Raw genomic sequence first — 11,724 nt, 5'->3', positions numbered from 1 at the left:
ATGGCATCGGCGTCAACCGTGCCCAGCGGATACGATGGCACGATCGTGCTGCGTCAACCCGCGGCGGAAAACCCAGGCAAATCGTTGAGAACCGCGCCGACGTGTCAGCGGCGCAGAGCATGAAAGCAGGTGGCGGAGGCCCCAGGGCCGCCCTATGACCGGTACGCCGAACCCTTCCAGCGCGGGATCCAGCGGCGCGGCGCGGGTACAGACCAAGATCTCGGTTTCCGATCCGAAGATCATGGTCAACCTGCTGGGTGCCAAGGACGAAATCCTGCGGCTCATCGAGCGAACGCTCGCCAGCGACGTTCACGTCCGCGGCAACGAGATCACCATCACCGGCGACCCCGCCGAGAACGCCACCGCCGAGCGCCTGTTCTCCGAGCTCATCGAGCTCATCGAGAAGGGCGAGACGCTGACGGTCGACTCGGTGCGCCGCACCGCGAACATGCTCGAGGAGAACACGTCCGAGCGCCCGGCCGAGGTGCTGACGCTCAACATCCTCTCCCGGCGCGGGCGCACCATCCGCCCCAAGACACTCGGCCAGAAGCACTACGTCGACGCCATCGACGAGAACACCATCGTCTTCGGCATCGGCCCGGCCGGTACCGGCAAGACGTACCTCGCCATGGCCAAGGCCGTGCAGGCGCTGACCGCCAAGCAGGTCAGCCGCATCATCCTGACCCGCCCGGCGGTCGAGGCCGGCGAGCGGCTGGGCTTCCTGCCCGGCACGCTCACCGAGAAGATCGACCCGTACCTGCGCCCGCTCTACGATGCGCTGCACGACATGCTCGACCCCGAGTCGATCCCGCGCCTGATGGCCGCGGGCACGATCGAGGTCGCGCCGCTGGCGTACATGCGTGGCCGTAGTCTCAACGACGCATTCATCATCCTGGACGAGGCGCAGAACACGACGCCCGAGCAGATGAAGATGTTCCTGACCCGACTGGGCTTCGGCTCGAAGATCGTGGTCACCGGCGACGTCACGCAGGTGGATCTGCCGGGGGGCACCACCAGCGGACTGAAGCTCGTGCGCGAGATCCTGCAGAATGTCGACGATGTGCACTTCTCCGAGCTGTCCAGCGCCGACGTGGTCCGGCACCGGCTGGTGGCCGAGATCGTCGACGCGTACGCGAGGTTCGACGCCGAGCAGGAGCAGCACGCCGCCCAATCCGTCCGCGCCGTTCCCGGGCGTGCCGCCTCCGGTGGCCGTTCCGGGCGTCGACGCTGAGCTCAAGGGGTATAACCCTCAATGTCCATCGAGATCGCCAACGAGTCGGGAGCCGAGGTCGACACCGATGAGATCCTCGCGGTGGCCCGGTACGCGCTCGACGAGATGGGGGTCAACCCGCTCGCCGAGCTGTCGATCCTGCTCGTCGACATCGAATACATGGCGGAGCTGAACCACCGCTGGATGGGCGGCGACGGCCCCACCGACGTGCTCGCGTTCCCGATGGACGAGGGCAGCGTCGACCACGGTCCCGGCGAGGCCGGAAGCGGGGAACCGGCGCTGCTCGGCGACATCGTGCTCGCGCCCGAGGTGGCCGGCAAGCAGGCCGCCGCGGCCGGGCACTCCGCCGCCGACGAGCTGCACCTGCTCACCGTGCACGGCGCGCTGCACCTGCTCGGCTACGACCACGCCGAGCCGGAGGAGGAGCGCGAGATGTTCTCGCTGCAAAACCGCCTCCTGCAGGGGTGGCGGGCCGGACGGCAGGCCGGCTGATCCCGTGGAGCCCGCACATCTACTCGCGGCAGGCCAGGCCTCGGCGGGCCTGCCGGACGTACAGCTGATCACCTTCGCGGTGATCCTGGTCTTCCTGGCCGGACTGGCCTCGATGGCGGACGCGGCGCTGGGCACGGTCTCGACGGCCCGCGCCACCGAGATGGCCCGGGAGGGCCAGCGGGGCGCGGCCGCGCTGGCCGCCGTCGCCAAGGACGTGGTGCGCCACCTCAACCTGCTGCTCCTGCTGCGGCTGCTGTGCGAGCTCACCGCGACCACGATGGTCGCGCTCGTCGCCGTCGACAGCTGGGGGATCGGCTGGCAGGCCGCGTTGGTCACGGCCGGCGTGATGACGGTGGTCAGCTTCGTGGTGGTCGGCGTCGCGCCGCGCACGATCGGGCGGCAGCACGCGTACGCCGTGGGCCGGGCCGCCGCGCCGCTGGTCCGCTGGCTGGGCAAGGTGCTCAACCCGCTCGCCTCGCTGCTGATCCTGATCGGTAACGCGGTGACGCCGGGCAAGGGCTTCCCGGAGGGTCCGTTCGGCAGCCAGGTCGAGCTGCGCGAGCTGGTCGACCTGGCCGAGCAGCGCGGCGTCGTCGAGCACGGCGAGCGCGACATGATCCACTCGGTGTTCGCGCTGGGCGACACGATCGCCCGCGAGGTGATGGTGCCGCGCACCGAAATGGTGTGGATAGAAGAGTCCAAGAGCCTCCAGCAGGCGCTCTACCTCTTCCTGCGCTCCGGTTTCTCGCGGATCCCGGTGATCGGCGAGAGCGTCGACGACGTGCTGGGCGTGCTCTACCTCAAGGACGTGATCCGCAGCACCCAGTCCGGCGACCCGGCCGCGACCGCGCAGGCGGTGGCCGAGTTGATGCGGACGGCGACGTTCGTGCCCGAGTCGAAGCCGGTCGACGACCTGCTCTCCGAGATGCAGGCCGCCCGCACCCACCTGGTGATCGTGGTGGACGAGTACGGCGGGACGGCGGGGCTGGTCACGATCGAGGACATCCTCGAGGAGATCGTCGGGGAGATCACCGACGAGTACGACGTCGAGCGGCCGCCGGTCGAGCATCTCGAGGACGGCGCGGTGCGGGTGACCGCCCGGCTGCCGATCGAGGACCTGGGCGAGCTGTTCGGGGTCGAGCTGCCCGCCGACGAGGTCGAGACCGTGGGCGGGTTGCTGGCACAGACGTTGGGCCGGGTGCCCATTCCGGGCGCGAAGGTCGATGTGGGTGGTCTGCACCTGGTCGCCGAGGGCACGACCGGGCGGCGCAACCGGATCGACTCGGTGCTGGTGCGCCGGGTCGCGCCGCCCGAGAAGCCGGCCGAGCCCGACACCGAAACCGAGACCGAGGAAAGACAGACTGCGGATGCCTGACCAGACCTTTGCCGGCGCCGCCGTGCCGGCGACCGATGGGACGGCGCTGAGCGCCGAGGACAACAAGCTGGTCATCCTGGCGCGAAGCGCACGCGCGCGGGTGGGCGCGGTCGAGGGCGCAGCCGTACGCGACCAGGACGGTCGCACCTATGCGGCGGCCACGGTCGTGCTGCCGAGCCTGGTGGTGACCGCGTTGCAGCTGGCGGTGGCGTCGGCGGCGGCTTCGGGAGCCGTACGGCTGGAGGCGGCGGCGGTGGTCACCGAGGCGTCGGAGCTCGACGGAGCGGGGCACGCCGCGGTGCGCGACCTCTCGAACGACGCGCCTATTCACGTGGCGGCGCCGGATGGCTCGCTGCTCGGCTCGGTCACGGCATGACCGAGCCCGACCGCAAGAGCCGGCCGTCGGACGAGGGCCGTCCTCAGGGGCAGGGCCGTCCTCAGGGGCAGGGCCGGTCTGAGGGGCAGGGCCGGTCTGAGGGGCAGGGCCGGTCTGAGGGGCAGGGCCGGTCTGAGGGGCAGGGCCGGTCCGAAGGGCAGGGCCGGTCTGAGGGCGGGCGCCGGCTCACTCCGGGGGAGCGCAACGAGCTGCGGCGGCAGGAGCGGCGGGCGGCTCGCCGGGCCGAGCCCGGGGCCGAAGCGCGGGGCGGGTCCGGCGGCACGGCGCGCCGTGGGCCGGGCGCTGACGGCAGTTCGCGCACGCCGTCCGCGGGCCGCGGCCGGACCGATGATCAGAAGGCTGGTGGCGGGAAGCCTCGGGGGCGGCCCGGATCGGCACAGGGCCGGGGACGACCCGATTCCGGCGCGACGGCGCTGGCCCGTACGGAAAAAGACGTCGCTCAGGGCGACCATCGACCAGAAAGACCGCAAAAGATTCACCGGCATGCGGAGGCGGCGCGTAGCGACGCGAAAGATGAGACGTACCGCGCCGGGTTCGCGTGTTTTGTCGGGCGGCCGAATGCGGGCAAGAGCACGCTGACCAATGCGATCATCGGGCAGAAGATCGCCATTACCTCGAGCAAACCGCAGACCACGCGGCATGTGATCCGGGGAATTCTGCATCGGGAGAACGCGCAGCTCGTGCTCGTGGACACGCCGGGGCTGCACCGGCCGCGGACGCTGCTGGGGGAGCGGCTCAACGATCTCGTGCGCGAGGTGTGGAGCGAGGTCGACGTGATCGGCATCTGCTTCCCGGCGGACGAGCCGGTGGGGCGCGGCGACCGGTTCATCTCGGCCGAGATGGCTGAGCTCAAGGCAACCGTGCTCGCGGTGGTGACCAAAGTCGACCTGGTGGGCCCGCAGAAGCTGGCCGAGCATCTGCTGGCGGTCAGCAAGCTGTACGACTTCGCCGAGATTGTGCCGGTGAGCGCGGTTTCGGGGCATCAGGTGCGGCAGCTGGTCGACGTGATGATCAAGTATTTGCCGGAGTCGCCGCAGCTGTACCCGGACGATGTGCTGACCGACGAGCCGGAGCAGGTGCTGATCGCCGAGCTGATCCGAGAGGCCGCGCTCGAGGGCGTGCGCGACGAACTGCCGCATTCGATCGCGGTGCTGGTCGAGGAGATGATGGTCGAGGGCGCGCTCACCAAGATCTATGCGGATCTCTATGTGGAGCGGGACAGCCAGAAGTCGATTGTGATCGGGTCGAAGGGTGTGCGGCTCAAGGAGGTCGGCAGCCGGGCCCGGCAAGAGATCGAGCAGCTTATCGGCGGCAAGGTTTATCTCGATCTTCACGTGCGCGTAGCCAAGGAGTGGCAGCGTGATCCCCGTCAATTGCGCAAGCTGGGTTTCTAGTTTTACGTAATATGGGATAATTCACGCTGGTTTGCGACCTTGGCCGGATCGTGGGTAAGCCATAGGGCCTATGCGTACGCGTAACCAGTACCTCGACCTGCTACGCGCCGTCGCGACCGTTCGTGTGGTGGTCTACCACTCCAGCGGCTGGGCCGCGCTGACCATCGTGTTCCCGGCCATGTCGGTGATGTTCGCCCTGGCCGGGTCGTTGATGGCGGCCTCGCTCGACCGGTACGGGCCGTGGGCGGTGGAGAAACGACTGCACCGGCTGCTGCCGTCGCTGTGGGTGCTGGTGGCGGTGGCGGTGCCCTCGATGCTCGCGGTCGGGCTGGCGTGGGACTGGCAGGTGCTGTTGTGGGCGTTCCCGCTGGAGGATCCGCCGGCTACGGGGTTCTGGCTCGAGGGTCTCGCGGCCATGTGGTACTTGCGAGATTTCCTGTGGCTCGTGCTGTTGTCGCCGCTGGTGTTGCCGCTCTTCCGGCGTGCGCCGCTCGTCTCGGTGCTGGTCCCGTACGTCGCGCTGGCGGTGATCACCTTTGCCGGGATCACGCCGCCGCCGGTGCTGCGGGACCTGGCGTTGTACGGCGGGGCTTGGCTGCTGGGGTTCGCGCACCATGACGGGATGCTGCGGCTTGACCGGCGGCGGTGGTGGCTCGCGGGGGCGCTGGCGGTGGCCGGCGCGGCCTGGGCGCTGACCCACCCGGGTCCGCGCGGGCTTGATCTCAACGACATCCCGCTGGGCAACGCGCTCTGGTCGGCGGCGTTCATCCTGGTGGCGCTGGGCATTTCGCCGATGGTGCGGCCGCGGAGGGTGCTGACGGTGCTGAACTCCCGGGCGCTGACGATCTATCTGTGGCACGTGCCGCTGATCGTGGCGGTGGCGCGGTTCGCGGAGTGGGCGGGGTTGCCGATCTTCGGCTGGGTGGGGATCAGCTGGCGGCTCGCGGTGGTGGCGGCGTTGTTGTCGGTGATCGTGCTGGCGGTGGGGTGGATCGAGGACGTGGCGGCCGGGCGTCGGCCGACGCTGGTGCCGGGGGTGGCGGCGCGGCGGATACCGGTGTCGCCGGCGCCGGCCATGCCGCAGCTTCGGCCGGCGTCCGATTCGTTGCCGGGCTAGCGACCATCCTCACAGTCAGTCGTACCCGGCGGATGGCCAGCATGTGGAAGAACCCCGTGGAAGCGTCGGGAATATCCGCTTATCGACCGAATGCTGATCGAGGGCGGCCAGCCCTGATGAGTTCCCGTTCGCGGCTGCCGCCACTTATCAAGATTTCCACCCGCGGGGCGGCAGCCGGGGCGAGCCGAGCTCGAAGCCGGCAACCACCGTGACCACCCACGACCCCGAGCCATGGCGCGCCCCCGCCCAGCCGACGCTTCACCGCAACAGATCGCACACCGCCCCAGGGCCACGGCAGCCCGCTCAAAACCAGACCCCCACCCAAACAGGTGTCCTAGCGGGCGCGTACCAGCAGCGGTTGGGCGACCTGGCCGACTTTTCCGAAATTATCGGACATGACGGCTTCGGCCAGGCCGAGGCCGTCGTCGGAGAGGGCCGTGCGGCAGGCCATGTGCACCCACTCGCCCACCGGCTCGCGCAGCAGCGTGGTCGTCATCGTCGGCGGGATCGACAGCCACTTGTCGACCGGCAGCTCGGCCGAGAGACCGTTCGCCGAGTCGGCCACGATCAGCGCGCGGTCCTGCCCGGTGAGCTCGACGCCGTCGATCAGCGGCATCCGAGCCCTGGTCCACACATGGGTCTCGCCCAGGCTGTTCAGGCTGCCCACGGTGCACCGCCACTCGATCGCGCGGCCGTAGCCCCAGTTCGCGCCGAAGTCGTCGCCGAAGCGGTTCTCCTGCTCGGGCAGCGGCACCGGCGCCACCGGCTCGGTGAGCGCCGGCGGCTGCGGCCCGGGCGCGATGTGCCACGCCCGTGCGGTCACCGCCACCCGGCCGTCGATCACCATGCGGGCCTCGTTGAGCGCGGTCAGCCGGCCGGGCTTGAGCGGCGACACCTCCACCCGGAACTCACGGCGCGGTATCGGCCCGAGGAAGTCGACCGAGATGCGGGCCAGTCTCAGCCCGTCGAGGCGCAGGACGTGGCCGAGCAGAGCGGCGGGCGGGCCGCCGTGCTGCATGGCGCTGTCCCAGGGGCTCTCGGTCGACTCGGTCGGTGCGTAGCGGTCGTCACCCAGCGACTGGTAGAAGCTCACGGAAGAGAGGCTACGGTGACGTCGCCGCTGGCGACGCGCACGTCGATCACATTCTTGGACGTGGCGTCGCTGGTCAACCCGTCGGTGTTCACGTCACCCGAGCCGGAGCCGGTGACGAGCTTGTACTTGCCGGCGGCCGGCACGGTGATCGACATGTCGCCGCTGGTCGAGTGGGCGGTCACCGAGTTGGGCGCGGTGAGCGACACGTGGACGTCGCCGGAGGTGACGTTGATGTCGACCGGGCCGCCCGCGTCGAGCGCCTCGATGTCGCCGGAGGTCGACTTCACCTTCACCGAGCCCTTGGCGTTGAGCACCCTGATGTCGCCCGAGGTCGCCCTGATCTGCACCGGGCCGGTCGCGTCGCTCACCGTGAGGTCGCCCGAGGTGACCTCGAGGTCGGTGTCGGCCACCCCTTCGAGGCGGATGTCGCCGGCCCGCTCCTTGCCGCGCACCTTGACGCCGGGGGCGGTGTTGATCTCGTACGAGACCGAGCAGTTCACCCCGCAGGAGGTGTCGATGGTCAGGGTCGTGCCGTCGATCTTGTAGGACTCGCCCGGGTTGGTGGAGCGGCGGATCACCCGGTGGATCGTGGTCTGGTCGGCCGCGGCGGTGGTGGTGACCACCACATCGCCGGCGCCGCCGGTCAGCACGATGTCGGTGATCTTGTTCTTGACGGTGTCGTCGTAGGTCATCTTGGCCCCGATGACCCCGGCGCAGCCGGTCAGGGCGGTCGTCGACGCGGCGATGATGGCGAGGACTGCGGCGCGCCGGATCAGGGTCGTGGTCATGGCTTGACGCTATTCGGGGGCCTCGGGCGCGCACCATCGGTCCTCCCACTGAGCCACCCCCGAGATGACCCTGAGACCGCATCAGGGTTTGTCGTACCCGCGAGGCAGAATGGCTTCCGTGCCCACCGGATCCGGCTATCGCCGGCAGCTCTACCGCGATGACGCGGTGGTTCTGCGCGTGCAGAAGCTCGGCGAGAGCGACCGGATCATCACGCTGCTGACCCGCCGCCACGGCCGGTTGCGCGCGGTCGCCCGCGGCGTGCGGCGCACCATGTCCCGCTTCGGCGCCCGGCTCGAGCCGTTCGGCCACGTCGACATCCAGCTCGCCGGCTCGCCCGAGGGCGTCGGCAGCTCGCTGCACTCGGTCAGTCAGGTCGAGGCCGTCGCGCTCTACGGCAAGCACTTCCTCGCCGACTACCCGCGCTACACGGCGGCCAGCGCGATCGCCGAGACCGCCGAGCGGCTCACCCCGGTCGAGCGCGAGCCGTCGCTGCGGCTGTTCCAGCTCACCCTGGGCGCGCTCAAGGCGCTTGCCGCCGGCGAACACGCCGGCGGCCTCGTGCTCGACGCTTACCTGCTGCGCTCCATGGCCTCGGCCGGCTGGGCGCCCGCGATCGCCGAGTGCGCGGTCTGCGGCACCTCCGGCCGGCATGCCGCCTTCTCGGTGCCGGCCGGCGGCGCGGTCTGCCCCGACTGCCGGCCGCCCGGCGCCGCCCACCCGGCGCCCGCCACGCTCATGCTGATGAGCGCGCTCACCGACGGCGACTGGCTGGTCGCCGACGCGTCCGAGCCGCCGGTGCGGCGCGAGTGCAGCGGTCTGGTCGCCGCCCACCTGCAATGGCACATGGAGCGGGCGTTGCGCTCGCTGCCACTGGTCGATCGACGGGAGACTTCCTGATGCCGCGTCCGCCCACACCGCACCTCTCCGGCGCGCGCCCACCGGAACTACCCAAGGCCGCGCTGCCGCAACACGTCGCGATCGTGATGGACGGCAACGGGCGCTGGGCCAAGGAGCGGGGGCTGTCCCGCACCAAGGGCCACGAGCAGGGGGAACACTCGCTCTTCGACACCATCGAGGGCGCGATCGAGCTCGGCATCCCGTACCTGTCGGCCTATGCCTTCTCGACGGAGAACTGGAAGCGCTCGCCCGACGAGGTGCGCTTCCTCATGGGCTTCAACCGCGACGTGATCCGGCGCCGCCGCGACCAGTTGGTCGACCTCGGCGTGCGGGTGGTGTGGTCGGGCCGCGCGGGCCGGCTGTGGAAGAGCGTGATCCAGGAACTCCAGACGGCCGAGGAGATGTCCAAGAACAACAGCACGCTCACGCTGCAGTTCTGCGTGAACTACGGCGGCCAGGCCGAGATCGCCGACGCGACCCACCGAATAGCTCAGGACGTGGCGGCCGGCAAGCTCAAGGCGGATCGTGTCAACGAGAAGACGATCGCCCGCTACCTCTACCACCCCGAGGTGCCCGAGGTTGATCTCTTCCTGCGCCCGTCGGGGGAGCAGCGCACGTCGAACTTCCTGCTCTGGCAGTCGGCGTACGCCGAGCTGGTCTTCCTCGACACGCTCTGGCCCGACTTCGACCGCCGCCACCTGTGGTACGCGTGCGAGCTCTACGCCGGCCGCGACCGTCGCTTCGGCGGCGCCGTGCCCAATCCCGTTGCGCCGCCCAAGTCGTCCTCCTGAGCGGCCTCCGGCCGTCCTCCTGAGCGGCCCCCGGCCGTCCTCCTGAGCGGCCCCCGGCCGTCCTCCTAGGTGGTCAGGATCCGTACGGTGGCGTCCACGTCGGAGAGATCCGGGAGCACGGCGTGGGCGCCCGCGAGGACAAGGTCGGCCATCTTGGTCGACCCGGTCGCGACGCCCACGGCGAGGGCGCCGTTGGCCAGCGCGGCCACCACATCGTGCACCGTGTCGCCGACCACGACCGGGGCGAAGCGCTCGCCGTACTTCGCCTCGGCCCGCTCCAGGCTGCGCCTGACCAGCGTGGCCCGCACGCTGTCGTCGGTGCCGTAACCGCCGACCTCGGCGTCGAAGGCGTCGGTGAGGTCGAAGGCGGCCACCTTGGCCCGCGCGACCTCGGGGATGTTGCCGGTCACCAGCGTCTGCACCACGCCGGGGTCGTCGCCGAGGCGGTCCAGCACGGCCCGTACGCCCGGCATCAGCGCGCCCTGCTCGCCGAACTCGTGCTGGGTTTTGATCACGTGGTCGACGTACCGGACGAAGAAGCGCTCCGGCGTGCAGTCGGTCACCCCGTGCGCGGCGAACACCTCGATGCAGATGTCCATGTCCGTCCGCCCGCCGAAGACCGGCGTGGCCCGCCACTCGAGCCCCGTGATCTCGGTGAACGCCAGCTTCCAGGCACGCCCCGCCACCCCGCCGCCGCGCAGCAGGGTGTAGTCGACGTCCCACATGACCAGGCGTCTCACTCTTGCAGGGCCCGCTCGATGTGCTCGACCTTGGCGTGCAGCGCGTCGCTGACTCCCGGCCGCACATCGGCCTTGAGCGACAGGCTGACTCGCGGGGCCCCCTTGGCGACCGCCTCCACGGCCTGCTTGACGACGGCGAAGCATTCGTCCCACTCACCCTCGATCGTGGTGAACATGGCGTCGGTCTGGTTGGGCAGACCGGAGGCCCGCACGACCCGCACCGCCTCGGCGACGAGGTCACCCACCGATTCACCCGCACCGAGCGGCGTCACTGAGAAAGCAACCAACATGAGTCCCATCGTCCCAGCCCGGCCGGGGTGATAGGCAACCCTCCGAAGATCCCCGTGTCCCAGCCGTTGCCGGGACGAGAGAGCGCTCTCACGCCTACCGGGCGACGGTGGCGACGTTGGTGCGCCGAGCGAGGTCGTGGCGGTGGGATCGCGCTTTCTCGCGCGGCGAGGCCGAATTTTCGCAGGCGTTGCCCCTTCGTGCGCGGCCGAATCGGGTTCGGATCACCACCTCAGGTTTTGGTTTTCTCCTGCGTTGCGCTCGCGAATGTCACGTGACTGGCCTAGTCTCATGACATCCTCACCTACACTTGCACCATCCGCCGAACTCGCGGAGGCGCTGATGGCAAAAGAACTCATCAACCTGGACCGCGAGGCCCTGGCGGGCGCGGCCAAGCTGTATGGCACGGCCACGGACGAGGACACCATCAATGCCGCTCTGCGTGACGCGGCGGCGCGGAACCGTCGTCGGGAAGGCTTCGCCCGGCTCGCCGAGATGGCGGAGGCCGGGGAGTTGGATTACCTGCTCGACAAGCGGAACTACCGCCGATGAGCCGCTCGGGCTACCTCGTCGACACCAGCGCGATCGTTCGGCTGTCTCGAGACCCCACTCTGCGCGCGAAATGGCTTGAACCGCTTGATGCGGGGCTGCTTGCCATTTGCCCCATCACAGAGCTCGAGGTGCTTCATGGGGCCACCTCGTTGGCGCATTGGCAATCACTCGAGCTCGCCATGGACGAGACATATCGGTGGGTCGTCATGCCGGATCGGATTGCCACCCGGGCAAAGGACGTTGAGAGAGGCCTCGCCGTCCGAGGCATGCACCAGTCGGCCGGTGCGGTCGATCTACTCGTGGCCGCAACGGCCGAGGAGCATCGCCTCACGCTGCTCCACTACGACAGAGACTTCGACTGCGTCGCGGAGGTCACCGGTCAGCCGGTGTGCTGGCTGGCGGACTCCGGGTCTATCGACTGAGAATCCTCGGTCGGGTGCAATCGATCGCGTTGCCCAGCGTGTGATCAGGGCGGCGTCACCCCGCGCCGCCCTCACGAGGGAAATCGATCTCGGGCAGCCGCTCGGCAACGGCGCCGGCGGGACGTTCGCCGGCGCGCCGCCCTGCA

General features: G+C 69.8%; 14 protein-coding genes. 10 read left to right on the top strand and 4 right to left on the bottom strand.

From position 1 onward, the window contains the following. The first annotated feature begins 154 nt into the window (after nucleotides 1-154). The 6 genes from ACIA5D_RS35920 (at nucleotide 155) to ACIA5D_RS35895 (ending at nucleotide 6,006) form a co-directional block, all read left to right on the top strand. Nucleotides 155-1,231 (top strand): PhoH family protein, encoded by a 1,077-nt coding sequence (locus ACIA5D_RS35920; RefSeq protein ID WP_396034868.1) that lies wholly within the window; start codon nucleotides 155-157, stop codon nucleotides 1,229-1,231. A 21-nt stretch (nucleotides 1,232-1,252) separates the two neighbouring features. Beyond that, complete coding sequence (ybeY, locus tag ACIA5D_RS35915; RefSeq protein ID WP_396034867.1) at nucleotides 1,253-1,723, top strand: rRNA maturation RNase YbeY; 471 nt, start codon at nucleotides 1,253-1,255, stop codon at nucleotides 1,721-1,723. 4 nt (nucleotides 1,724-1,727) lie between these two features. Continuing rightward, on the top strand, nucleotides 1,728-3,098 hold the full coding sequence (locus ACIA5D_RS35910; protein WP_396034866.1) for a hemolysin family protein: 1,371 nt from the start codon (nucleotides 1,728-1,730) through the stop codon (nucleotides 3,096-3,098). Continuing rightward, entirely contained in the window at nucleotides 3,091-3,474 is a 384-nt protein-coding gene (locus tag ACIA5D_RS35905) for a cytidine deaminase (RefSeq protein ID WP_396034865.1), read from the top strand. Before ACIA5D_RS35910 ends, ACIA5D_RS35905 begins: the two co-directional genes overlap by 8 nt. A gap of 494 nt (nucleotides 3,475-3,968) precedes the next feature. Further along, a complete protein-coding gene (era, locus tag ACIA5D_RS35900) occupies nucleotides 3,969-4,889 on the top strand; it encodes a GTPase Era (protein WP_396034966.1) in 921 nt (306 codons plus the stop codon). A 70-nt stretch (nucleotides 4,890-4,959) separates the two neighbouring features. Next, complete coding sequence (locus tag ACIA5D_RS35895) at nucleotides 4,960-6,006, top strand: acyltransferase family protein (protein ID WP_396034864.1); 1,047 nt, start codon at nucleotides 4,960-4,962, stop codon at nucleotides 6,004-6,006. 334 nt (nucleotides 6,007-6,340) lie between these two features. Here ACIA5D_RS35895 and ACIA5D_RS35890 read toward each other — a convergent pair whose 3' ends face one another. Next, the gene (locus ACIA5D_RS35890; RefSeq protein ID WP_396034863.1) at nucleotides 6,341-7,099 is read right to left on the bottom strand and encodes a thioesterase family protein; all 759 of its coding nucleotides are present in this window, start codon (nucleotides 7,097-7,099) and stop codon (nucleotides 6,341-6,343) included. Further along, complete coding sequence (locus ACIA5D_RS35885) at nucleotides 7,096-7,887, bottom strand: DUF4097 family beta strand repeat-containing protein (protein ID WP_396034862.1); 792 nt, start codon at nucleotides 7,885-7,887, stop codon at nucleotides 7,096-7,098. Before ACIA5D_RS35885 ends, ACIA5D_RS35890 begins: the two co-directional genes overlap by 4 nt. Before the next feature lie 109 nt (nucleotides 7,888-7,996). Between ACIA5D_RS35885 and recO the strand changes: the two genes are divergently transcribed. Then, on the top strand, nucleotides 7,997-8,785 hold the full coding sequence (gene recO, locus ACIA5D_RS35880) for a DNA repair protein RecO (protein WP_396034861.1): 789 nt from the start codon (nucleotides 7,997-7,999) through the stop codon (nucleotides 8,783-8,785). Beyond that, a complete protein-coding gene (locus ACIA5D_RS35875) occupies nucleotides 8,785-9,576 on the top strand; it encodes an isoprenyl transferase (RefSeq protein WP_396034860.1) in 792 nt (263 codons plus the stop codon). The genes recO and ACIA5D_RS35875 overlap by 1 nt, the downstream gene beginning before the upstream one ends. A 65-nt stretch (nucleotides 9,577-9,641) precedes the next feature. On the opposite strand, the gene ACIA5D_RS35870 is transcribed toward ACIA5D_RS35875, so the two are convergent. Continuing rightward, on the bottom strand, nucleotides 9,642-10,316 hold the full coding sequence (locus ACIA5D_RS35870) for an HAD family hydrolase (RefSeq protein ID WP_396034859.1): 675 nt from the start codon (nucleotides 10,314-10,316) through the stop codon (nucleotides 9,642-9,644). Continuing rightward, complete coding sequence (locus tag ACIA5D_RS35865; RefSeq protein ID WP_396034858.1) at nucleotides 10,313-10,606, bottom strand: MTH1187 family thiamine-binding protein; 294 nt, start codon at nucleotides 10,604-10,606, stop codon at nucleotides 10,313-10,315. Before ACIA5D_RS35865 ends, ACIA5D_RS35870 begins: the two co-directional genes overlap by 4 nt. A 340-nt stretch (nucleotides 10,607-10,946) precedes the next feature. Here ACIA5D_RS35865 and ACIA5D_RS35860 point away from each other — a divergent pair, with 340 nt between their 5' ends. Continuing rightward, nucleotides 10,947-11,156 carry a DUF2191 domain-containing protein gene (locus ACIA5D_RS35860; RefSeq protein WP_396034856.1) on the top strand — a complete coding sequence of 70 codons (210 nt, stop codon included), beginning with the start codon at nucleotides 10,947-10,949 and terminating at the stop codon, nucleotides 11,154-11,156. Next, nucleotides 11,153-11,578: a PIN domain nuclease gene (locus tag ACIA5D_RS35855; protein ID WP_396034854.1), complete on the top strand. Its 426-nt coding sequence runs from the start codon at nucleotides 11,153-11,155 to the stop codon at nucleotides 11,576-11,578. The genes ACIA5D_RS35860 and ACIA5D_RS35855 overlap by 4 nt, the downstream gene beginning before the upstream one ends. Nucleotides 11,579-11,724: the final 146 nt, after the last annotated feature.

It is taken from the genome of Actinoplanes sp. NPDC051513, from assembly GCF_044454685.1.
Classification (GTDB): Bacteria; Actinomycetota; Actinomycetes; order Mycobacteriales; family Micromonosporaceae; genus Actinoplanes.
Note: the sequence above shows the minus strand (reverse complement) of the source record. Positions and strands in the feature narration are given on the sequence as shown.